A 22,609-nucleotide genomic window follows, 5' to 3' on the forward strand; every position below is an offset into this window, starting at 1 on the left:
CCGTTCGGGCCAGGACGCACCGGACCCCCGGAACCGACGGGGGTTCCGGGGGTCCGACGGACGGGGTTCAGCCCTTGCGGGAGGCGATGCCCTCCGTGGCCTGCGGCAGGACCGTCTTCAGGTCGCCCACGACGCCGAAGTCGACGAGCTCGAAGATCGGCGCCTCCTCGTCCTTGTTGACCGCGACGATGGTCTTGGACGTCTGCATGCCGGCCCGGTGCTGGATGGCGCCGGAGATGCCGTTCGCGACGTACAGCTGCGGCGAGACCGTCTTGCCGGTCTGACCCACCTGGAACGAGTGGGGGTACCAGCCGGAGTCGACGGCGGCGCGCGAGGCGCCGACGGCGGCGCCGAGGCTGTCGGCGAACGCCTCGACCTCGGAGAAGTCGCCGCCGGTGCCACGACCACCGGAGACCACGATGGCGGCCTCGGTGAGCTCGGGGCGACCCGTGGAGGCCTTCTCGGAGCTGGAGACGATCCTGGCGCCCTTGGCGGCGTCGGAGATGTCGACGCTGACGGACTCGACGGTCCCGGCGCCGAAGGCGGCCTCCGGGCTCGTGGAGTTCGGCTTGACGCACACGACCGGGACGCCCTTGGTGACCACGGACCTCGTGGTGAAGTTGCCGGCGAAGACCGACTGCGTCGTGGTGACGGTGCCACCGTCGACGGCGACGTCGACGGCGTCGGTGATCATGCCGGACTCGGTCTTGAGCGCCACGCGGGCGGCAATCTCCTTGCCCTCTCCTCCGGAGACGACCAGGACGGCCGCCGGGGAGGCGTCGGTGACGAGCTTGGCGAGCGCCTCGGCCTTGGGAGCCACGAGGTAATCGCTGTAGACGGCGTCGTCGAGCTGGTAGATCTTCTCGGCGCCGTGCTCGGCGAGGACCGAGGGGACCTCTCCCCCGCCGAAGTAGACGGCGGACGGCTCACCGATCGAGCGGGCGATCGTGAGGAGCTCGAGCGTGGGCTTGGTGACGGCTCCGTCGACGTGGTCGACGAGCACGAGGACTTCGGACATCTCGGTGCTCCTTCTCAGACGAACTTCTTGGACGCGAGGAACTCGACGAGCTTGGTGCCGCCGTCTCCCTCGTCGGTGACGACCTCGCCGGCGGTGCGCGGCGGACGGGCCTCGTAGGACTCGACCTTCGTCCAGGCGGCGTCGAGACCGACCTCGGAGGCGTCGACACCGAGGTCGGAGAGGTCCCAGGTCTCGACCGGCTTCTTCTTGGCCGCCATGATGCCCTTGAAGGACGGGTAGCGGGCCTCGCCGGTCTGGTCGGTGACCGAGACGACGAGCTTGCCGTTGCCGGTGATCTCCTGCGTCGCGGCGTCGCCGTCGCGGCGGATCGTGACGGCGTCGCCGTCGACGGAGATCTCCGAGCCGAGCGTCACGGCGGGCAGGCCCAGGCGCTCCGCGACGAGCGCGGGCATGACGCCCATGGAGCCGTCGGTGGAGGCCATGCCGAAGAAGACGAAGTCGTACTCGAGCTTCTCGATGGCCTTGGCCAGCACGAGCGACGTGGCGAAGGCATCGGACCCGGCGATCGCGTCGTCCTCGACGTGGACGCCCTTGTCGGCGCCCATCTGCAGCGCCTTGCGCACCGCGTCGGCGGCGTCGGCCGGGCCGACGGTCAGCACCGTCACCTCGCCCTCGCCCTCCTCGACGATCTGCAGCGCCTGCTCGACCGCGTACTCGTCGAGCTCGGACAGCAGGCCGTCGACGTTCTCGCGGTCGACGGTGTTGTCTGCGGAATCAAAGGTGCGGTCGGCCGTGGCATCCGGCACGTACTTCACCGCGACGACGATGTTGGTCACGAGGACCCTCCTGTGGTCGGGGGTACGCGGCGACTCTCGCCGCGGGTGGGAATGGGCTCACCCTGCCACGTCGGGGACTGCAGCGGTCAGGTCGCCCATGCCTGCCGACATGTTACCCACGCGTAACGGATCGAGCGAGCGCCCGGCCGCATGGAGTGGGTCACACGAGCACGCCGATAGGGTCCTCGCGTGGACGAGCAGAACGGCGCCGAGCACGCGCGCCCGACGATGGTGATCACCGGTGAGCGGACCGTCCCGGGGATCTGGCACGAGAACTACTGGTTCCGCCGCCACGAGGTGGTCTACGAGTGGGTCGCCTCCCGCGTCACCGGTCTCGAGGTCCTCGAGGCCGGGTGCGGGGAGGGCTACGGGGCGGACCTGCTCGCCCGCCACGCCGCCGGGGTCGTCGCGCTCGACTACGACGCGTACGCCACCGGCCACGCCAGGTCGGCGTACCCGGACGTGCCGGTGGTCCGCGGCAACCTGGTCGCCCTGCCGCTCGCGGACCGTTCCGTCGACGCCGTGGTCAGCCTGCAGACGGTCGAGCACCTGTGGGACCAGCCGACGTTCGTCGCCGAGTGCGTCCGGGTGCTGCGTCCCGGCGGACTGCTGGTCATCAGCACCCCCAACACCCTGACCTTTCCGCCCGGCAACATCTACCACCCTCGAGAGCTCGAGCCGCACGAGCTCGAGGCGCTCGTCGACCCCGTCGCCGACGTCGCCGCCCATCTCGGTCTTCGCCACGGTCCCCGTCTGCGCGCCTGGGAGGACCAGCACGGCTCCATCGTCGACGCTCAGGTCGCCGGCACCCCGGACACCTGGTCGCCCGCCACCTGCGCCATGGTCCGTGACGTCACCACCGCCGACTTCGAGCTGCTCGAGGACGGGTTGGAGGAGAGCCTGGACCTCGTGCTCGCCGCGCGGCGCTCGCCCGAGACGTCGGTCAGCGACCGGTGACGATGCGCGCGACCTTGGGGATCGCGAAGGCCAGTCCGAGGTACAGCAACGAGCCGATCCCGTAGGCCGCGAAGGCGTTGCGCAGGTCGGCGTCCTCGCCGGACAGGGTCACGATGCCGCTGACCGGAGCACTCATCGCGTCGCCGAAGCCGTAGAGCGCACCCGCGGCGCCGGCGTCCGACACGCCGGCACCGAGCAGCAGTGCCGCCATCGCCAGCGCGACGGAGACCACGAAGGCCGCCACGGCCACGACGTTCGCCGTCTGGACGACCACGGCCGCGGCCCGGGCCGAACGCTCCTCGGGGACCGACGGAGGTTCGGGGACGTCGTCGGTACCACGACCCGACGACCCGCGGCGCTTGTCGGCCTTGGCTGCCTTGGCCGCGAGGGCGGTCCTGCGGGCCGCTGCACGTTCGGCGCGAGGATCGACCTCGTCCGCCTCCTCGGCAGGCGCCCCGGCCGACGAGGAGATGAGCGTCAACTCGGTCTCCTCGGCCCCCCGCTCGGCGGCCTCGGCGTGGGCGTCGGGATCGGCGTCGACGTCATGGGGAGCCCCCGTCGCGTCCGCCGCAACGGCCGCCGGGGCTGCGGCCGCGTCGCCCTCGTCCTCGACCCCGTCCGCGTCCTCGACATCGGCCGTGCCGTCCTCCACGACGTCGCCGTCACCGTCGCCGGCACCCTCGCCCGAGTCCTGCTCGTCGGCGGCCGGAGCGTCGACGACGCTCCCCTCCGCGCCGTCGGTCGTGCCGTCCCCCTCGGAGCCCACGTCCTCCGCGGCGTCGGATTCTGGGCCGTCGCCAGACTCCGGCGTGGTCGCGGCCGGGCGCCGGACCAGCCGTTCCTTCACCGATGCCCCAGGAGCAGCGGCGAGCGCCGCGACCGCTGCCGCCTTCTCACGCTCGCGCCGCTCCGCCTTCGCCGCAGCCGCCTCGGACGCCTCCTTCTCGAGCCGCTCCTGCTCGCGCTGGGCCTCACGCTGCTCGACCGCGAGCCGCTCGGCGTCCTCGCGACGCGATCGCTCGGCGGCGTCACGCTCGGCCCGCTCGCGCTCGCGCTGCTCCGCGCGACGGCGAGCCGCGTCCTCGCGACGCCGGCGCTTGGCCGCCTTGGCCTCGGCACGCTTGGCCTTGGCCTCCGCACGCGCCTGCCCGCGCTCGGCCTTCGCCCGCGAGCGGGCGTCGCTCGACTCCGCGTCCGCCCCACCAGAACGTGCGAGCTCCCCTGCATCGGAGGATCCCTCGCCCGAGAAGTCCTCCTCCGGCGTGCCCGGCACGTCGGCGCCGACGGCACCGGGGACCGCGTCCTCGTAGCTCAGCTGAGCCGTCGTCAGGACCGCCTCCGACCGTCGATCGGCCGCATCGTCCTGGGACTCCGTGGCGACCTCCCAGGGCCGCCGCCGCGCCCGCTCCTCGGCGGACATGCTGGCGACGATCGCACCGGCGGTCAGGTACTCAGCGGCGTCGGACGATTCTTTTTTTGGTCGGGGTGGCGGATCCCCCACGCCCGTCGCTCACCTCCTGGGGAGCCGGGTCCGACGCCTCGGGCGTGGGCTTCTCCTCGACGAACTCGCTGACGTCCGGCGGGAGGGAGGGCTCGAAGGTGGGCGCCTCCTTGCCCGACTGGTTGGCCACGACGATGTGAGCCTGAGCCACCCGCTCCGCCTCGGCCTCGGCGGCGGCAACCCACTCCAGAGCCGTCCGCTCGGCGTCCGCGAGCTTCTGCTCGGCCGCCTCGCGAGCAGCAGCGACAGCCTGGCTGAGACGCTCGTTCGCATCCTTCTTGGCCACCTGCGTCAACCGTTCCGCCTCGCGGCGGGCCTCCTCCATGCGGCGCTGCGCCTCGGCCTCGGCCCGCTCGGCGACGCGCTTGGCCTCGGCCTCGGCCTTGGCGATGCGCTCCTCGGCGTCCTTCTCGGCCTTGGCGATCCGCTCCTCCGCCTGGCGCCTGGCCGCCTCCGTCTCCGCTGCCTGGACCCGCGCGGCCTCCTCCCGCTCGCGGGTGGCAACCCGTGCGGCCTCGGCGGCCTCGGCGGCCACCCGCTCGGCCTCGACCTGGGCATTGCGCACCCGCTCCTCGGCGACCCGCTCCGCCTCCTCGAGCTTGGCCTGCGCCTCGGCCTTGTCCTCCTCCGCGCGCTGCGCCACCTTCTGGGCCTCGGCGGTGACCCTCTCGGCCGCGGCACGCGCCTCGTCGCGCTGACGAGCCAGCTCGTTGGCGGCCTGGTCGTGGCGACGCTGCGCCTCGGCCGCCACGCGGTCGGCCTCCTCCTTGGCCCTCGCCAGCTTCTCCTCGGCGACCCGCTCGGCGTCGGCGACCTTGACGGCGATCGCGACGCGCTCCGCCGCGACCTCCTGTGCGTACCGTTCCGCCTCCGCCTTCGCCGCCGCGATGTGCCCCTGGGACGTCTCCTCGGCCTCGCGCACGACGCGGTCGGCCTCGGCTCGGACCTCGGCGAGCTTGGCCTCGGCCTCCTGGCGCTCGCGGTCACGCTGTGCCTGGGCGGCCTCCCGCTCACGCTGCGCCTGGGAGGCGAGCTGCTCGGCCTCGGCGCGTGCCTCGGCGATGCGGCGCTCGGCGTCGCGCTCGGCCGCCTCCTGGCGCTTGCGCGCCGCCTCCTCGGCAGCCGCCTCGGCTTCGGCCAGACGAGCCGCCGCGCGCTCCTTGGCCTGCTTCTCGGCCTCGGCGATGCGGCGCTCGGCCTCGGCCTTCGCCTCGTCCAGACGCTCCTGCGCCTCGCGCTCGGCGTCGGCGCGGGCTCGCTCGACGCGCTCGTCGGCCTCCGCCTGCAGCTGCTTGATCTTGGCGTCGGCAGCCTCTCGCTCGCGCTCGATCTCCTGCGTGACCCGCTCGGCCTCCTGGCGCGCGGCCTGCACGCGCTCCTCCGCGGCCTGCTCCGCTGCCCGGAGCCTCTGGGTCAGGATCTCGCGCTGCTGGGCCTCGTCGGCCTCGATGCGCCGCGCCGCCTCCTGGCGCTCCCGCGCGGCCTCCTCCATGAGGCGCTGGGCCTCGGCACGTGCAGCGGAGACACGCTCCTGTGCAGCGGCGCTCGCGGCGGCGAGCTTCTCGGCGAAGCTCACCGGGGCGGAAGCGCCGCCGGACGGTGCGGCACCTCGGGCTGGGTCCGTCTGCTCGGCTCGTGACACGTCGGCCCGCCCCTGCCCGGCTCGTTCCTGCTCGGCACGCACGCGGTCCGCACGCTCACGCTCGACCTTCTCCTTCTCGGCGGCAGCCTCGTCCGCTGCGGCCTTCTCCTGCTCAGCCTTCTGCGCCGCGGCCTTGTCCTGCTCAGCCTTCTGCGTCGCAGCCTTGTCCTGCTCAGCCTTCTGCGTCGCAGCCTTCTCCTGCTCAGCCTTCTCCTGCTCAGCCTTCTCCTGCTCAGCCTTCTGCGCAGCAGCCTTCTCCTGCTCAGCCTTCTCCTGCTCAGCCTTCTGCGCCGCAGCCTTCTCCTGCTCAGCCTTCTCCGCCGCAGCCTTCTCCTGCTCAGCCTTCTCCGCAGCAGCCTTCTCCTGCTCAGCCTTCTCCGCCGCAGCCTTCTCCTGCTCAGCCTTCTCCGCCACAGCCTTCTCCTGCTCAGCCTTCTCCGCAGCAGCCTTCTCCTGCTCAGCCTTCTGCGCCGCGGCCTTGTCCTGCTCAGCCTTCTGCGCAGCAGCCTTCTCCTGCTCAGCCTTCTCCGCCGCAGCCTTCTCCTGCTCAGCCTTCTGCGCAGCAGCCTTGTCCTGCTCAGCCTTCTGGGCGGCCGCCTTCTGCTCCTCGGCCCGCCGGCGCGCGATCTCCAACGCGCTCTCGGCCGCGGTGTCGCCGCTGTCGGTGAGCGCCTCCTCGACGGGATCGGCCGTACGCTGGCTGGCGGCGCGAGCGGCCAACCGCTCACCGAGCGTCCCGCCACCGCTGGACGGGGCCCCCGCGGGAGCGTCCTTCGGGATCGAGGGCACCTCCGGCGCGGTGGTGGACGACTGGTCCGACGTCCTCGCGCCGATGTCCGTGCCGTCGGTCCGCTCCTCGATCGCCGCCGGAGCGACCTCGGCAGGCGGGACGGCCGCGGGGGCGTCCTGCTCCTCGCCCGGCGTCGACGCGGCCTCTGCCGGCGGTGACGCGTCCGACGCGTCGTCCTTGCCGTCGTCGTCGCCGGAGGCACGCCGCGAACCACGCTTGGCAGCAGCGAAGGCACGCGCGGCCTCGCGCTCACGGCGACGCTTCTCGGCGGCTTCCTGGCGCGCTGCGCGTGCCGCCGCGCGACGGCTCTTGCGCTCGTCGGCGTGAGCACGACCGCGTGGGGCCTGCGCCGGGGAGTCGGCGTCCTCGGACGTCGGCTGGTCCTGGCCCTCGCTGCGCGAGAGCATCTCAGCAGCCACCTTGAGAGGATCGGCTGGGCCGCGCCCGGCGGGGGGAGTGGGTCCTGAGTCGGTCATGGCGTCCCTTCTACGACGCGACGGCGTCCCGGTCGTGGCTCAGTATGCCTCATGAGTCTCCTGTGTCACACAGCATCGAGAAGGTCACCGGACGTCGTCGACCGCTCGACGTCGCACGACGCGCGCCGGCACCCCCGCGAGGATGGATCCGGGTGGTGCGTCCCCACGTACCACCGCGTGGGCCGCGAGGACGCTGCCGGCTCCGACGTCGCTCCCGCGCAGGACGGTCACCTTCGTGCCGATCCAGGTACCCGGACCGATCCGTACGGGGCTCAGGACGAGACCCTGGTCCTTGATGGGACGGTCAGGCTCCGCGGTCCGGTGGTCGAAGTCGCAGATGTAGACCCAGTCCGAGATCAGGGTCGCGGCGCCGATCTCGATGTCCAGGTGGGCGTTGACGGTGTTGTCCGAGCCCAGCACGACCTTCTCCCCCAGCCGCAGGACGCCGTTGTGGGCGCGCAGCTTCGTCCGGTCGCCGAGATGGACCCACCGGCCGAGCACGACCTGACCCGCCCACTCGTGGACCTCGATCTCGACCCCACGTCCCAGGAAGACGAACCCCTCCGTCACGACGCGCGGGTGACGCAGGCGGAACCGCGCGAACCGCGCGTAGCGCACGAGGTGGTACCAGCTCCAGGCCCGGTTCTCGACGATCCACCGCAGCGACGCCACGGTGAGGAAGCGCGCCTGGCGAGGGTCGCGACGGCGCCGACCCATCAGACCGTGGCCGTCACCGAGACGTTGTAGTACAGCGCGTCGGGCACGACCGGCTTGACCCGCTCGTCGAGCCGGCTGAGCAGGATCCACGACCGGAACGCCATGACCCGCCAGGCTCGCGTCAGCCGCTCCTCGCGGATCGCGGCCTCCAGCGTGCGGACGGGCCACCCCCACCACGCTGCCGTGAGCTCCTCGGTGACGGTGCGGACGTCGCGGCCCCCGGCGCGACGCACCAGGGCCCGCAGCTCGGCCGGATCGAAGGTGTGCAGGTCGACGACCGCCTCCAGGGCCGCCGCCCGCGAGGACTCGTCGAGCTCCTCCTGCGGACGCGCCCAGTCGCGCAGGAACGGCAGCCGGGTGGCCGTCGTGGCCGCCCACCACGTCGCGCGCGACAGTCGACGCGCGACGACGTCGCCGTAGCGCGTCGGCTCCCCGCAGATGACGATGCGACCGCCGGGACGCACGACGCGCACCATCTCCCGGAACGCCTGCTCGACGTCGGGAAGGTGGTGGATGACGGCATGGCCGATGACGAGGTCGAAGGAGTCGTCCTCGAAGGGCAGGTCCTCGGCGTCGACGGCCTCGCCGTCGACGTGCAGACCCAGGCCCTCGGCGTTGCGCTTGGCCGCGGCGACCATGCCCGGCGAGATGTCGGTGACCGTGCCGGAGACCACGATGCCCGCCTGCATCAGGTTGAGCGTGAAGAAGCCGGTGCCGGCACCGATCTCGAGGCTCGAGCCGTACGGGGCCTCCGGCATCCCCGCCACGGCCACGAAGCGGTCGCGGGCGTAGTCGATGCAACGCTGGTCGAAGGAGATCGACCACTTCTCGTCGTAGGTACCGGCCTCCCAGTCGTGGTAGAGCACCTGGGCGAGCTTCGTGTCGTTCCAGGCCGCCTCGACGTCGGCGGCCGAGGCACCGACGGCCTCGTGGGAGGCGGGATCGGAGGAGGCGAGGGTCTGCGCAGCAGAGCCGACGACGTCCATCAGCGACCCTCGAACGTGGCCTTGCCAGGCCCGTTCTCGACGAAGGACGTCATGCCGGTGCTCTGGTCGTCGGTGGCGAACAGACCGGTGAACTCCAGCCGCTCGATCTCCAGACCGGTCTGGAGGTCGACCTCCAGACCACGGTCGATGCTCGACTTCGCCGCGCGCAGCGCGAGCGCGGGCCCGCCGACGAACTGCGAGGCCCAGTCGACCGCCTCTCGCAGGACCTCCTCGGCGGGGACCACGCGGTCGACCAACCCGATCCTCTCGGCCTCCGCGGCCGTCACGAAGCGGCCGGAGTAGATCAGGTCCTTGGCGCGGGACGGACCGACGAGCCGCGACAGACGCTGCGTCCCGCCGGCACCCGGGATGATGCCGAGCAGGATCTCCGGCTGACCGACCTTGGCGTTCTCGGCCGCGAACCGCAGGTCCGTCGACAGCGCGACCTCCAGGCCGCCACCGAGCGCGAAGCCGGTGATCGCCGAGACGGTCGGCTTGCCGATGGCCGCGATCGCCCGGGTGAAGCCCTGCAGCAACGTCGCGTGCCGCACCATCTCCTGGTACGACATCGCCGCCATCTCCTTGACGTCCGCCCCGGCGGCGAAGACCTTCTCGCCTCCGAAGACCACGACGGCCGCGACGTCGTCGCGCTCGTCCGCCTCGCGCGACAGGGCGACCAGCTCGGTCTGCAGCTGCGCGTCGAGGGCGTTCATGGGGGGTCGGTCGAGGCGAAGGATGCCGACGCCGTCGGTCACCTCGAGTCGCGCGAGCTCAGTCACCATGGTCCTTCCGTCCGGATCGTGACACCGATGCTGTCACAGCTGGACCGAGCATAGGCCAGTTGTCTCGGGACCAGCGGGCGGGACGGATGACCCCGACCTGCCCGTGGCACGGGCCCGACACCCTAGGGTGAGGCGTCATGGTCACTCGTGTCCCGATCCTCGACGTCCGCCCCCGCGTCGAGTGCGGGACCTTCCCGGTCAAGGCCGTCGAGGGCGAGGAGCTGACGGTCCGCGCCCGCGTCTTCGGCGAGGGACCCGCCGTCGTGCGCGCCGCCGTCGTGCTCACCGACCCCGACGGCCACGACCTCCCACCGGTCCCGATGCACCACCTCGGCAACGACCACTGGGCCGCCGTCGTGCGACCCGGGGCGCCCGGCGACTGGACCTACCGCGTCCAGAGCTGGCACGACCCGATCGCCACGTGGGTCAAGATCGCCACCCGTCGCTTCGAGGCGGAGGTCGACCTCGAGCTCACGCTCGCCGAGGGTGCCGCCGTGCTCCGCCGCGCCGCGGACCGCGACCCCGCTGCCCGCGCCATGGCCCCACAGCTGGAGGACCCCGAGTCCGACCCCGTGGACCGCTTCGCCATCGCTCTGGCGCTGATCGAGACGCTTCCTGCCGACACGATCCAGGACCACCTCGACGAGAGCGCGCCGCTGCGCCTCGCCGTCGACCGCGAGCGTGCGCTGGTCGGTGCGTGGTACGAGATGTTCCCCCGGTCCGAGGGCGCCCGGCGTGACCCCGACGGCACCGTGCGGTCCGGGACCTTCGCGACCGCGGCGGAACGCCTCCCAGGGATCGCCGCGATGGGGTTCGACGTCGTGTACCTGCCCCCGATCAACCCGATCGGCGTGACCGGTCGGAAGGGCCGCAACAACGCGCTCGTCGCCGAGCCCGGCGACCCCGGATCGCCCTGGGCCATCGGTTCGGCCGACGGCGGGCACGACGCCATCCACCCCGACCTGGGTACCGAGCAGGACTTCGCCGCGTTCGTCGCACGCGCCGACGAGCTGGGGCTCGAGATCGCCCTCGACCTCGCCCTGCAGTGCTCCCCCGACCACCCGTGGTTGAGCGAGCACCCGGAATGGTTCGTCCACCGGCCGGACGGCACGATCGCGTTCGCCGAGAACCCGCCCAAGAAGTACGAGGACATCGTCCCGCTCGACTTCGACGTGGACCCCGTCGGGCTCTACCTCGAGGTCGTCCGCATCGTCCGTCTGTGGATCTCGCGCGGGATCCGCATCTTCCGCGTCGACAACCCGCACACCAAGCCGCTGGCGTTCTGGGAGCAGCTGCTGGCCGACGTCCGCGCCACGGACCCCGACGTCGTGTTCCTCGCCGAGGCGTTCACCTCGCCGGCGATGCTGCACGCCCTGAGCGCCGCCGGGTTCCACCAGAGCTACACCTACTTCACGTGGCGCCAGGGCGCCTCGGAGACCGCCGACTACCTCGACGAGGTCAGCAATCGCACCAGCGACTTCCTGCGGCCCAACTTCTTCGTCAACACGCCCGACATCTTGCCGCGGTACCTGCAGAGCGGGGACGAGGCGATGTTCCGCATGCGTGCCGTGCTCGCCGCCTGCGGCTCGCCGTCATGGGGGATGTACGCCGGCTACGAGCTCATGGAGCACACGCCGGCAGGACCCGACACCGAGGAGTACCTGGACTCGGAGAAGTACGAGTACGCCTTCCGCGACTGGTCGCAGCCGGGTCCGCTGGTGCCCTTCGTCACCCGCCTGAACGAGGTCCGCCGGGCCCACCGCGCACTCCAGCGGCTGCGCAACCTCCAGGTCCACCCCACCGACGCCGACGGCGTCATCGCCTTCTCCAAGGCCACCGGCGACGACGTCGTGCTGGTCGTCCTCGACCTGTTCCCGTCCTGGGAGCGCACCGTGGGGGTCCGCGTGGCGCCGGGGGACGTCGGGCTCGTGGGCGTCGAGGGATCACTGCGCGACGAGCTGGACGACTCCCTGCACACCCTGAACGCCGTCACCCTCTCCCCGGCCGCGCCGGCACGGATCCTCGTCCCTGCCGACCGGTGACCCCGCGGCGCCCGGCGCGCGGCAACGAGCCCGACCGTGACGTCACCACCGTGACAGCAGGACTGGCATGATGACGCCGGTGAGCAGCGACCAGCCTCCGTGGTTCAAGCGCGCCGTGTTCTACGAGGCCCTGGTGCGCTCCTACGCCGACTCCGACGGTGACGGTGTCGGGGACCTCGTCGGGCTCACCCAGCGGCTCGACCACCTGCAGTGGCTGGGCGTGGACTGCCTGTGGCTGCCGCCGTTCTTCCCCTCCCCCCTGCGCGACGGAGGGTACGACGTCGCCGACCACACCGACGTCGACCCCGAGCTTGGCAGCATCGACGACTTCGTGGAGCTGCTCGGCCAGGCCCACCGGCGGGACATCCGCGTCATCATCGACGTCGTCATGAACCACACCTCGGACGCCCACCCGTGGTTCCGCGCCTCCAGGGAGGACCCGGACGGCCCGTACGGCGACTTCTACGTCTGGTCCGACACCGACCGGCGCTACGAGGACGCACGCATCATCTTCGTCGACACCGAGTCCTCGAACTGGACGTGGGACCCCGTTCGCCAGCAGTACTTCTGGCACCGCTTCTACTCCCACCAGCCCGACCTGAACTACGACCACCCGCCCGTGCACGACGCGATGCTGCGGGTCCTCGACTTCTGGTTGGACCTCGGCGTGGACGGCTTCCGGCTCGACGCCGTGCCCTACCTCTACGAGCGCGAGGGCACCGACGGGGAGAACCTGCCCGAGACCCACGCCTTCTTGAAGAAGGTCCGCGCCCACGTCGACGCGCGGTACCCGGGTCGGATCCTGCTGGCCGAGGCGAACCAGTGGCCGAGCGACGTCGTCGACTACTTCGGCGACCCGGCCGACGGGGGCGACGAGTGCCACATGGCCTTCCACTTCCCCGTCATGCCGCGGCTGTTCATGGCGGTGCGCCGGGAGTCGCGCTACCCGATCAGCGAGATCATGGCGCAGACGCCCGCCATCCCCGCCGGGTGCCAGTGGGGCATCTTCCTGCGCAACCACGACGAGCTCACCCTGGAGATGGTCACCGACGTCGACCGCGACTACATGTGGTCCGAGTACGCCGACGACCCGAGGATGAAGGCCAACATCGGCATCCGTCGACGCCTCGCGCCGTTGCTGGACAACGACCTGGACCAGATGGAGCTGTTCACGGCGCTCCTGCTGAGCCTGCCGGGCTCGCCCGTGCTGTACTACGGCGACGAGATCGGCATGGGCGACAACATCTGGCTCGGCGACCGCGACGGTGTGCGGACCCCGATGCAGTGGAGCCCGGACCGCAACGCCGGCTTCTCCTCCGCGACGCCAGGGCGCCTCGTGCTCCCGGTGAACCAGGACCCGGTCTTCGGGCACCAGTCCGTCAACGTCGAGGCGCAGACCGCCGACCGGTCCTCCCTGCTGCACTGGACGCGACGCATGCTGCAGATCCGCCGTCAGCACCCGGCCTTCGGACTCGGCGACTTCCGCGACCTCGGGGGCTCCAACCCGTCGGTGCTGAGCTTCGTGCGCACCCACGACGACGACACGATGTTGTGCGTGAACAACCTCTCGCGCTTCCCGCAGCCGGTCGAGCTCGACCTCAGCGCGTGGGAGGGGGTGGCGCCCATCGAGATGTTCGGCGGCGTGGAGTTCCCCCGCATCGGGCAGCTTCCCTACCTCCTCACGCTGGCCGGGCACGGCTTCTACTGGTTCCGGCTGCGACGTGGGCTGGCCGGCGCCCTGGAGGTCCCGTGAGCCGCGACGGCTACCTGCGGCGCCAGCGGTGGTTCGTCGGGACCGACCGCGAGGTCGTGGGGCGGCGAGCCCTCCCCTGGTCCCGGGAACCGGACGCCGACGGCTTCGGCGTGCGCATCGAGCTCGTCGACGTCCACACCGCCACGGGGGCGCTGCGCACCTACCAGGTGCCGGCCTCGTACCGGCGCGAGCCGTTCCCCGGGCTGGAGAACGCCCTCATGGACGAGGAGGACGGGTACCTCGTCTACGACGCGCTCCTCGATGCCCACGCACGCGGTGCCCTGCTGGCCGGTCTCGCCGACGACGACGCGCAGGGCGCTGGTCGTGCCGTCTTCGCCAGCGACGACGGCACCCGACTCGACCCGGCCGCCGTCACCGTGCCACTCGTCGCGGAGCAGAGCAACACCTCCGTCGTGGTCGGTGACTCCCTGCTGTGGAAGAGCTTTCGCATCGTCGGCTCCGGCCCCAACCCGGACATCGAGCTCGGACGTGCCCTGACGGCGACGGGCGCGAGGTGCGTCGCCCCCGTGCGCGGCTGGGTGGGGGTCGGCGACGTCGACCTGGCGATGTTCTACGACTACTACCCGAGCGCGAGCGACGGCTGGGACGGGGCGCGCGCGAGCGTGCGGGACCTCCTGGCCGACCCGGGCCCCGCCTCGACGGCCGGAGCGGACTTCGCCGCCGAGGCCGCCCGGTTGGGTGCCGCCGTGGCACAGCTGCACGACCTGCTCCGGCGCATGGGAACCGCGACCGCCGACCCGACGCAGCTCGCGGACCGGTTGCGTCGTCGCTTCGAGGCGACGTCCTCGTCGCAGCGCTGGGGCCACGCCGCGGCGGTCGCCTTCGACGAGCTCGCCGGCTTGGCCGAGCCGGTCGCCGTGCAGCGCGTGCACGGCGACCTGCACCTCGGACAGACCCTGCGCACCGTCGACGGCTGGCGTGTCTTCGACCTCGAGGGCGAGCCGAGTGCTCCGCTGGAGCGTCGCCGCGAACCGGACTCGGTGTGGCGCGACGTGGCCGGCATGCTGCGATCCCTCGACTACGCACCGTGGTCGGTGGGCCTGCAGGTCGGGACCGACCCCGACGTGCTCACTCCCCTCGCGCGGGACTGGACGACCCGCAACGCCTCGGCCTTCCTCGAGGGCTACGGCGCGACGGCCGACCGCGCCACGTGGATCCTGCTGCGGTGCCACCAGATCGACAAGGCGGCCTACGAGGTCGACTACGAGCTCGCCCACCGGCCGTCCTGGGCCTCGATCCCCCGCGACGCGCTCCAGCGCCTGCTCGCCGCCTCGTAGCGACGTCGCGGCGAGGCGTCCGGCCGGCAGGCCGGTCACCTCGGCTCAGCCGTCGGCCCGCACGGCGTGGCGCTCGCCGTAGGAGGCGACCTCGGAGGCGTAGGCCGCGCTGTTGTTGTACGTCAGCACGGCCTCCAGCCATCCGCGCCGGGTGGACAGGTCTCCTCCGGCGTCGCACAGGTAGCGCCCGGCCGCGAGCGCGGCGTCGTCGATGTTCTGCGGGTTGCGCCCGCCGTCGCCGTTGCCGTCGGCGCCCCAGCGTTCCCACGTCCCGGGGATGAACTGCATCGGTCCCACGGCTCGGTCCCACTCGGTGTCGCCGTCGAGCCGTCCGGCGTCGGTGTCGGGGATGGCGCGGACGCCCGGTCCGCCGTCGAGAGCGATCCCGACGATGTCCGGTCGCGCGACCCCGTCGTCACCGATCGCGGAACCGTTGATCTGGCCGTGCACGGACTCCACCCTCCCGATGCCGGAGAGGGTGTTCCAGGACAGGCGGCACCCCGGCTCCTCCTGCGCGATCCGCACGGCGGCCGATGCGTACCCCTGCAGCGCCCGCCGAGGGATCTCGGTCGCCTCGGACACGTCGTCGAGCCACTGCTCGTCGACCACGCCGTCCGTCGTCGCGGGATCGGCCGCGGCCCTCGGCATGTCGACGTCCGGGAGCGAGCGCGGCTCGTCGCGACCGCCGTTCCCGCACGCGGTGAGCACCACGGCGACGACGGCCAGGGCGACGACGTGCCGTGGTGACATGGCGCCCAGTCTGGCCGAGCCGTCCAAGGGGGGCAGGCCTTCCACCCGACAGCGGACTCGGGCCCGTGACAGTACCGTGGCACGGTGGTCACCCTCACCGACGACGGCCTGGTCCTGGAACCGACGACCGGCTCCGACGAGTTCACCGGCTGGTCGGTGAACGTCGACGGCGAACGGCGCGGAACGATCGCCCTGCGCGAGGAGACCCGGTCGAGCGTCTCCGTCCGGTGGAACACCGGGACCGGCGACGGCGCCCTGCCCATCGCCACCCGTGCTGTCCGGCTCGTCCTCGAGCACGCCTTCGCCTCCCTCGGGGTGCGACGGGTCGAGGCGCGTGTCCCCGTGGAGCGTGCCGGCGACGTCCGTGCCGCCTCCATCGCCGGCATGCGCCGCGAGGGCATCGTGCGCGGGGCCGCGGACGAGCCCGACCGTGTCCTCATGGCGCGCCTCGTCGACGACCCGCCGGCCGCCTCCCGCGACGGATTCATCGCCCTGCTCAACGCCGGCCTGCCGACCAAGCGGGTCATCTCCCAGGGCCTGCTGCGCGACCCCGACGGACGGGTCATGCTCTGCGAGCTCACCTACAAGTCCGAGTGGGACCTGCCGGGGGGCGTCGTCGAGGTCGGCGAGTCGCCGGCCGTCGGCCTGGTGCGCGAGATCTCCGAGGAGCTCGGCGTCGACGTGTCCGTCAAGAGCCTGCTGACCGTCAACTGGTTGCCGGCGTGGCGCGGCTGGGACGACGCCTGCATCTTCCTGTTCGACCTCGGGGTGGTCGATCCGGCCATCACCGAGACGATGACGCTGCAGCCGACCGAGATCCGCTCCGTGCAGTGGTGCGACGCCGACCGCGTCGCCGAGCGTGCCACCGGTGCCGCCGTCGAGCTCCTCGCGGCCGTCGCCGACGGCGACCTCCCCACCTACCGCGAGGCTCCGCTCCAGCCCGAGTGAGCCGGCCCGTCGTCGGTCGGGTCCGGGCTCAGAAGCCCTCGGCGCCCACCACTCCACCGAACTGGCCGATCACGCGGGGCGGCTCGTCGCCCACGGGGATGAGCATCAGCACCTGGTGCCGGTAGAGCAGGGTGCCGGTCGTCGACAGTCCCTCGGGGATGAAGGCACGCTGCGGGGAGTCCTCGGGCCACGTGACGGTGACGTCGTCGGGGACGTCGTAGGTGTCGGAGCGGGAGAGGTCGACGAAGGCGAGGGTGCCGCCGTCGCTCGTGCGCACGGCGTGACGCACCTCCTGCGCCTCCCACGTCTGCTCGAACCCGACTCCCTCGAGCGCGCGGTTCTGCTCGGCCGCCGCTCGCACCTGCTCGACGAAGCCGTCCTCGGCGAAGGTCGTCGCGACCTCCGCCTCGGGGTCGGCGAGCAGCGCGGCGTAGTCGTCAGCAGCCTGCTGCGCCGAGACACCGGTCCCGGCGTCGTCGTCCGCTGCCACGCGGACGACCGCACCGTCACGCTCGCGCAGGTCGGGGAGCTCGGCGTCGAGCACCGTCTCCGGTGTCGCGATGAGCAGCCAGGGGTCGGCCGCCGCGGCGCGCTCGAAGACCTGCACGCGCGTGACCTCACGGCCCTCGTCGCGCACGACGGCCACGAACCAGAGGGGGTAGGAGCCGAACCGCGGGGTGTAGGTCCGCTGGACGTCGATGGGGTCGTCGCGCTCGGGGTCGCTCGCCGCGAGGCGCTGGGCCATCTCGAACGAGCCCGTCTCGATGTCGAGCACGGCCTCGGTCTGGATGATCGACAGCGGGTTCGGGCTGAGCAGCCGTGCTGCGGTGTCCCGCACCGTCGCGTACCGCTCGAAGACGGCGTCGATCTCCTGGGGCGTGGCAGCGACCTTGCCCAGCGTCTCGTCCGTGCGCTGCTGCGGCACGGTGCAGGCGGCGACGAGCAGTGCGGTCGTCAGCAGGACCAGGGGCAGGCGCCTCATCGCGGGGACTCCTCGTCCTCGTCGACGAGCTCGTACTCCTCGAGGTCGTAGTCGGCAAGCTCGGCGGTGGAGATCTCACGCTCGACGCCGTCCTCGTCGACCACGACGTAGACGACGTCCTCCTCGACCAGTGGCGCTGTGGTGACCGATGACGTCGGCGCGACGGACGGAGCAGGGTCGTCGACGGGCCCGGGCGTCGGCTCGTCCGGCAGGACGCCGTCGAGCGACCCGTCGTCGCTGCCGCCACGACTCGCGCGCTCGGGGTCGTCGTCGAGCATCCGCGCGGGCGCGGCCTGCGTGCCCACTGGCTCGTCGTCGCCCTCCGCGTCCTCGACGAGGCCGAGCGCCTCGGCCTCCGCCGCGGAGATCTCCCGCTCGACACCGTGCTCGTCGACCACGACGTAGACGATCTCCTCGACCACCTCGAGGTCGTCGTCCTCGTCGCCGGCCGTCACCGCGCCGCCGCGCAGCACGACGACCCCCGCGAGCAGCACGCCGGCGCCGAGCAGCGCGACGCCGAGCGAGGCCGCGAAGCCGCCTCGCGGACCGTACGCGAGGGTGACCTCGAGCCCGGAGAGGTTCGTCGCGCCCACCGCCACCACCGCGAGGGACGTGGTCTCGTCGGGCAGCGTGACGCTGATGGATGCCCCGCCGAGCCCGGCCGAGCCGGCGATCCACCAGTCCAGGGCTGTCGGCGCCCCCGGCAGGCCCGGTCGACCGTCGACGGTCTCGGTGGTGATGTCCCAGGGTCGTTGGAAGGACGTGACCTCGAGCCGCTGGGTCTCCGCGACGTAGTCGGTGACGTCGACGCTGTTCCCCAGGCCGACGAAGACCGGCTTGTCCGCAGGCACCTCGACGAGGACGTCGACCTGCAGCCCCCGCCAGCCGATCACCCCCGGCTGGGTGAGGACGACCGTGCCGGAGGTGTCGACCGGGTGCGGCCCGGTCGTGAACCGGCTGTCCGGGCCGAGCACGACCGCGGCTGAGACGCCGACGGTCAGCAGCAGGGCGCCGAGCGCTGCGAGGAACCAACCGAGCCCACGCACACGACCTCCCACGCTCCGTCAGGTGCCGGCCACGTCCCGCACCGGCCCGACCCTACCCGTGCGGAGGCCGGCCGGAGGCTCAGAACAGTGCCGAGGCGAGCGCGCGTCGGGCGTCCGCGACGCGCGGGTCGTCCGTGCCGACCACGGTGAAGAGCTCGACGAGCCGGGTCCGGATGCGCTCGCGGTCGTCGCCGCTCGTGCGTCGGACCAGGTCGATCAGCCGGGCGAAGGCGTCCTCGACGTGCCCACCGCTGACGTCGAGGTCGGCCACGAGCAGCTGCGCGTCGACGTCGTCGGGTGCGTCCGCGGCGCCTCGACGCGCGCTGTCGAGGTCGGCCCCGTGGGTGCGTGCCAGCAGCCGGGCACCGGCGAGGCGTTCCTTCACCTCGGCGTCGGCGGGGTTCTGGGCGAGCAGCTTCTCGTACTCGCCGACCACGGTCTCGAAGTCGTTCCGCGCGAAGGCGGCGTCGGCCGCGGCGAAGCGCGGATCGGGCGCCTCCTCGGCCTCCTCGTCGTCGGCGGGTGCAGCACCGCCGACGGGCGCGGCCCGCCCCGTCAACCCGTGCTGGGCGCCGAGGGTCACGAGCTGGTCGAAGTACTGCCGGACGTCGGCCTCCTCCGCGGTGCCCTGGAAGAGCGGCACGGGCTGACCCTTGACCAGGCCGACGACGAGCGGCACCCCCTGCGCCTGCAGGGCCTGCGCGATCTGGACGTTGGCGTCGACGTCGACCTGGGCGAGCAGGATCGCACCTGCGTAGGAGTCGGTGACCCGGGCCAGCACGGCGTTGAACTCGGCGCTCTGTGCGGCCCGGGGCGACCACAGGCTCAGCACGACGAGGTGCTGCATCGAGCCCTCGAGCGCGACTGTCTGGAAGGTCTGCTCGGTGACGTCCACCACCCAGGTGGCGCCGCTGGCGGCGCCACCTGCGGCCGAGGGGGGCGGGCTCGCAGGCTTGGCGAGGGCGGACAGGTCGATCGCTCCCGGGCGCGAGAAGTTCATGCGTCCATCGTAGTGAGGCCGCAGACGGTCGCTCAGCGCCCGTCCATGAGGTGGCGGTCCAGCCCCGACCGGGGGCCACGCAGGCCGGCCTTCTGCACGACGCGCTGGATCGTGAGGTCGCGGCCGTCCGGGTCACCGATGTAGCGGATGTCGCGCAGCCCCTGGGACTGCGCCGCCGACTCGAACACGAAGTGCCCGTAGCCGAGCACCCGACCCACGAACGGCTTCTCGACGGTGATGTCGAGGATGCGGGTGATCGGCATGGTGGCGATGCGGACCGTGAACACACCCGAGGCGCGGAAGACGCGCATCGTGGTGATGACGAAGACGTCGCGGTGCTCACGGAGGGTGAGGTAGAGCGCGTGCAGCCCGAGAGCGACGCCGCCCAGCAGGAAGAACCAGCCCCACTGGATGGGCCCGAACAGAGCGATGCTCCACAGCACCAGGACACCGAGCAGCTCCGCCGCCGGCCGGACGTAGACGACGCCGTGCTTGCGGACGAGGTCGATGATCTCCTCGCCCTCGGCGGAGAGCAGGTGGCTCTCGACGTCCTGCTCGGGCAGGTGACGGGTGATGGCGCCCATCACGGTGCGGTCAGCTCGTCAGCTCGTTGAAGAAGATGAAGATCTGGCCGAAGGCGTCGATGATCGCGGTGAAGGCCCCGGAGACGGCGTCGGCAGCACCGGCCGGCGCGGTCAGCAGGTAGTAGACCACGAAGCCGACGACGAGCAGCAGCAGCACCTTCTTGAGCACGCATCCTTCCTACCGCACCCGGTGTCGAGCAGGCGCGAGGCGCGCCGGGTCGTCGGTCGGGTGCCTCGTGCCTGCTGAGGCCAGCCGCCTCAGAGCTCGTCCAGGACGCGGTCGGCGGCGCGGAACGGATCGGTGGCGCCGTCGAGCACCTCCTGGGCGAGGGCGTCCAGTGCGGCGTGCCCCGACAGGTCCCCCACCCGCCGACGCACGGTCTCCAGGGCGATGGCGCGGATCTCCCGCCGGAACCGGGCGCGGCGGCGCTCGGCGAGCCGCTCCCCCGCGAGGTGCTCGCGGTGGGCGTCGATCTGCTCGACCAGGTCGCCCAGACCCTCGCCGCGCGAGGCCGACGTCATGACGATCGGCGGGCTCCACGCATCGGCCTCCCGCTCGGCCATCCCCAGGACCGAACGGAGCTCGCGGCGCGTCGACTGCGCACCGTCGCGGTCGGCCTTGTTGACCACGAAGACGTCGCCGATCTCGAGGATGCCGGCCTTGGCGGCCTGGATGCCGTCGCCCATGCCCGGGGCGAGCAGCACGAGCGTCGTGTCGGCGAGGCCGGAGACCTCCACCTCCGACTGCCCCACCCCGACGGTCTCGAGCAGGATGACGTCGCAGCCCGCGGCGTCGAGCACCCGCAGGGCCTGTGGGGTCGCCCAGGACAGGCCGCCCAGGTGACCGCGGCTGGCCATCGAGCGGATGAAGACGCCGTCGTCGGTGGCATGGTCGGACATGCGGATGCGGTCGCCGAGCAACGCCCCTCCGGAGAAGGGCGAGGTGGGATCGACCGCGAGCACGCCGACGCGGTGGTCACGCCGTCGGAGCGCGCCGACGAGGGCGGCGGTCGTCGTCGACTTGCCGACCCCCGGGGAACCGGTGAGTCCCACGACGTGTGCACGGCCCGTGTGGGGCGCGAGTGCCGCGCTGACGTCGCGCAGGGCCGGCGACTCGTCCTCGACGAGCGAGATGAGCCGCGCGACCGCCCGAGGGCGGCCGGCGCGGGCCTGCTCGACGAGGTCGGCGACGTCGACCCGCGACGCGTTCCCCTCCGAGCCCACGCCGGGGCTCAGGAGGCCGGGACGCGCACGATCAGGGCGTCGCCCTGACCACCGCCACCGCACAGGGCGGCAGCACCGAGTCCGCCGCCACGACGCTTGAGCTCGAGAGCGAGGTGGAGCACCACACGCGCGCCGCTCATGCCGATCGGGTGACCGAGGGAGATCGCGCCGCCGTTGACGTTGACGATGTCCTCGCTGATGCCGAGCTTGCGGGTCGAGGCGATGCCGACGGCCGCGAACGCCTCGTTCATTTCCACGAGGTCGAGGTCCTCGGGGGTGCGACCCTCCTTCTCCAGGGCCTTCAGGATCGCGTTGGCCGGCTGCTCCTGCAGCGTGGAGTCCGGACCCGAGACGTTGCCGTGGGCCCCGATCTCGGCCAGCCACTCCAGGCCCAGCTCCTCGGCCTTGGCCTTGCTCATGACGACGACCGCGCACGCGCCGTCGGAGATCTGGCTCGCCGTGCCGGCGGTGATGGTGCCCTCGCGCGAGAACGCGGGACGCAGTCGGCCCAGGGACTCCGCCGTGGTGTCGCCGCGGACGCCCTCGTCGGTCGCCACCACCACGGGGTCGCCCTTGCGCTGGGGGATCTCGACGGGGACGATCTCGTCGTCGAAGACCCCGTTCTTCTGTGCGGCCGCAGCCAGCTGGTGCGACCGGGCACCGAACGCGTCCTGCTCCTCGCGGGTGAAGGAGTCGACGTCGGCGTTGCGCTGCTCGGTGAGCGAGCCCATCGCCTGGTCGGTGAGGGCGTCCCACAGCCCGTCGTGCTCCATGTGGTCGAGCATCGTGGCCTTGCCGTACTTCGTGCCCTCGCGCGACCCGGTCAGCAGGTGCGGCGCCTGGGTCATCGACTCCTGCCCACCGGCGACGACGACGTCGTACTCGCCGGCACGGATCAGCTGGTCGGCCAGGGCGATGGCGTTGATGCCCGACAGGCACACCTTGTTGATGGTGATCGCCGGGACGTCGAGGGGGATGCCGCCCTTGAAGGCCGCCTGACGGGCGGGGACCTGGCCGGCAGCGGCACCGAGGACCTGGCCCATGATCACGTAGTCGACCTGGTCGCCGGTGATCCCGGACTTCTCCAGGGCCCCTTTGATGGCGAGGCCGCCGAGGTCGGACCCGGACAGGGTCTTCAGGCCACCGAGGAGGCGACCGATGGGGGTACGGGCACCGGCGACGATCACGGACTGGGTCATGGGGACTCCTGGGACGACTCTGGCCTGCTGGGCTGTTCGGCTGGGCTGGACGACGACCTCTCGGCCGCCGCGGCGGGGTGGCCTCACTGTACTCATCGGTAGCGACGACGGAACCTT

Annotated in this window: 20 protein-coding genes; 5 read left to right on the top strand and 15 right to left on the bottom strand. The window is 72.3% G+C overall.

The window, feature by feature from the left end; translation table 11 throughout:
- Nucleotides 1-67 precede the first annotated feature (67 nt).
- Both ABD213_RS11950 and ABD213_RS11955 read right to left on the bottom strand, forming a co-directional pair.
- Nucleotides 68-1,018, bottom strand: coding sequence for an electron transfer flavoprotein subunit alpha/FixB family protein (locus ABD213_RS11950; RefSeq protein WP_344328799.1), 951 nt, complete (start codon nt 1,016-1,018; stop codon nt 68-70).
- A gap of 14 nt (nt 1,019-1,032) precedes the next feature.
- Nucleotides 1,033-1,815: an electron transfer flavoprotein subunit beta/FixA family protein gene (locus ABD213_RS11955; protein ID WP_344328803.1), complete on the bottom strand. Its 783-nt coding sequence runs from the start codon at nt 1,813-1,815 to the stop codon at nt 1,033-1,035.
- A 189-nt stretch (nt 1,816-2,004) separates the two neighbouring features.
- Here ABD213_RS11955 and ABD213_RS11960 point away from each other — a divergent pair, with 189 nt between their 5' ends.
- Nucleotides 2,005-2,772, top strand: coding sequence for a class I SAM-dependent methyltransferase (locus ABD213_RS11960; protein WP_344328808.1), 768 nt, complete (start codon nt 2,005-2,007; stop codon nt 2,770-2,772).
- On the opposite strand, the gene ABD213_RS11965 is transcribed toward ABD213_RS11960, so the two are convergent.
- From ABD213_RS11965 to ABD213_RS11985, 5 genes are all read right to left on the bottom strand, one after another.
- Nucleotides 2,759-4,273: a hypothetical protein gene (locus ABD213_RS11965; protein WP_344328813.1), complete on the bottom strand. Its 1,515-nt coding sequence runs from the start codon at nt 4,271-4,273 to the stop codon at nt 2,759-2,761. The genes ABD213_RS11960 and ABD213_RS11965 overlap by 14 nt on opposite strands.
- A complete protein-coding gene (locus ABD213_RS11970; RefSeq protein ID WP_344328816.1) occupies nt 4,224-7,124 on the bottom strand; it encodes a hypothetical protein in 2,901 nt (966 codons plus the stop codon). Before ABD213_RS11970 ends, ABD213_RS11965 begins: the two co-directional genes overlap by 50 nt.
- A 141-nt stretch (nt 7,125-7,265) precedes the next feature.
- The gene (locus ABD213_RS11975) at nt 7,266-7,898 is read right to left on the bottom strand and encodes an acyltransferase (protein ID WP_344328820.1); all 633 of its coding nucleotides are present in this window, start codon (nt 7,896-7,898) and stop codon (nt 7,266-7,268) included.
- Nucleotides 7,898-8,884 carry a class I SAM-dependent methyltransferase gene (locus ABD213_RS11980; protein WP_344328826.1) on the bottom strand — a complete coding sequence of 329 codons (987 nt, stop codon included), beginning with the start codon at nt 8,882-8,884 and terminating at the stop codon, nt 7,898-7,900. The genes ABD213_RS11975 and ABD213_RS11980 overlap by 1 nt, the downstream gene beginning before the upstream one ends.
- Nucleotides 8,884-9,666 (bottom strand): enoyl-CoA hydratase/isomerase family protein, encoded by a 783-nt coding sequence (locus ABD213_RS11985; protein ID WP_344328832.1) that lies wholly within the window; start codon nt 9,664-9,666, stop codon nt 8,884-8,886. Before ABD213_RS11985 ends, ABD213_RS11980 begins: the two co-directional genes overlap by 1 nt.
- Nucleotides 9,667-9,803: 137 nt before the next feature.
- Between ABD213_RS11985 and ABD213_RS11990 the strand changes: the two genes are divergently transcribed.
- From ABD213_RS11990 to ABD213_RS12000, 3 genes are all read left to right on the top strand, one after another.
- Nucleotides 9,804-11,708, top strand: coding sequence for an alpha-1,4-glucan--maltose-1-phosphate maltosyltransferase (locus tag ABD213_RS11990; RefSeq protein ID WP_344328838.1), 1,905 nt, complete (start codon nt 9,804-9,806; stop codon nt 11,706-11,708).
- Nucleotides 11,709-11,787: 79 nt separating this feature from the next.
- Complete coding sequence (treS, locus tag ABD213_RS11995) at nt 11,788-13,461, top strand: maltose alpha-D-glucosyltransferase (RefSeq protein ID WP_425546059.1); 1,674 nt, start codon at nt 11,788-11,790, stop codon at nt 13,459-13,461.
- Nucleotides 13,458-14,759: a maltokinase N-terminal cap-like domain-containing protein gene (locus tag ABD213_RS12000; protein ID WP_344328844.1), complete on the top strand. Its 1,302-nt coding sequence runs from the start codon at nt 13,458-13,460 to the stop codon at nt 14,757-14,759. Before treS ends, ABD213_RS12000 begins: the two co-directional genes overlap by 4 nt.
- A gap of 45 nt (nt 14,760-14,804) precedes the next feature.
- On the opposite strand, the gene ABD213_RS12005 is transcribed toward ABD213_RS12000, so the two are convergent.
- Nucleotides 14,805-15,509: a lytic transglycosylase domain-containing protein gene (locus tag ABD213_RS12005; RefSeq protein ID WP_344328850.1), complete on the bottom strand. Its 705-nt coding sequence runs from the start codon at nt 15,507-15,509 to the stop codon at nt 14,805-14,807.
- Nucleotides 15,510-15,593: 84 nt separating this feature from the next.
- Between ABD213_RS12005 and ABD213_RS12010 the strand changes: the two genes are divergently transcribed.
- A complete protein-coding gene (locus ABD213_RS12010) occupies nt 15,594-16,457 on the top strand; it encodes an NUDIX hydrolase (RefSeq protein ID WP_344328855.1) in 864 nt (287 codons plus the stop codon).
- A gap of 28 nt (nt 16,458-16,485) precedes the next feature.
- Here ABD213_RS12010 and ABD213_RS12015 read toward each other — a convergent pair whose 3' ends face one another.
- From ABD213_RS12015 to ABD213_RS12045, 7 genes are all read right to left on the bottom strand, one after another.
- Nucleotides 16,486-17,439 carry a DUF8094 domain-containing protein gene (locus tag ABD213_RS12015; protein ID WP_344328859.1) on the bottom strand — a complete coding sequence of 318 codons (954 nt, stop codon included), beginning with the start codon at nt 17,437-17,439 and terminating at the stop codon, nt 16,486-16,488.
- Nucleotides 17,436-18,485, bottom strand: coding sequence for a hypothetical protein (locus ABD213_RS12020; protein ID WP_344328861.1), 1,050 nt, complete (start codon nt 18,483-18,485; stop codon nt 17,436-17,438). Before ABD213_RS12020 ends, ABD213_RS12015 begins: the two co-directional genes overlap by 4 nt.
- 79 nt (nt 18,486-18,564) lie before the next feature.
- Nucleotides 18,565-19,485, bottom strand: a complete 921-nt coding sequence (locus ABD213_RS12025; RefSeq protein ID WP_344328864.1) for a tetratricopeptide repeat protein — start codon at nt 19,483-19,485, stop codon at nt 18,565-18,567.
- A 32-nt stretch (nt 19,486-19,517) separates the two neighbouring features.
- The gene (locus tag ABD213_RS12030) at nt 19,518-20,072 is read right to left on the bottom strand and encodes a PH domain-containing protein (protein ID WP_425546060.1); all 555 of its coding nucleotides are present in this window, start codon (nt 20,070-20,072) and stop codon (nt 19,518-19,520) included.
- Between the two features lie 7 nt (nt 20,073-20,079).
- The gene (locus ABD213_RS12035; protein ID WP_344328872.1) at nt 20,080-20,238 is read right to left on the bottom strand and encodes a hypothetical protein; all 159 of its coding nucleotides are present in this window, start codon (nt 20,236-20,238) and stop codon (nt 20,080-20,082) included.
- Nucleotides 20,239-20,327: 89 nt separating this feature from the next.
- Complete coding sequence (gene meaB, locus ABD213_RS12040; RefSeq protein ID WP_344328875.1) at nt 20,328-21,293, bottom strand: methylmalonyl Co-A mutase-associated GTPase MeaB; 966 nt, start codon at nt 21,291-21,293, stop codon at nt 20,328-20,330.
- A gap of 8 nt (nt 21,294-21,301) precedes the next feature.
- A complete protein-coding gene (locus ABD213_RS12045; protein WP_344328879.1) occupies nt 21,302-22,492 on the bottom strand; it encodes an acetyl-CoA C-acetyltransferase in 1,191 nt (396 codons plus the stop codon).
- Between the last annotated feature and the right edge of the window lie 117 nt (nt 22,493-22,609).

The organism is Aeromicrobium halocynthiae (assembly GCF_039531385.1).
In the GTDB taxonomy this organism is placed as follows: domain Bacteria; phylum Actinomycetota; class Actinomycetes; order Propionibacteriales; family Nocardioidaceae; genus Aeromicrobium; species Aeromicrobium halocynthiae.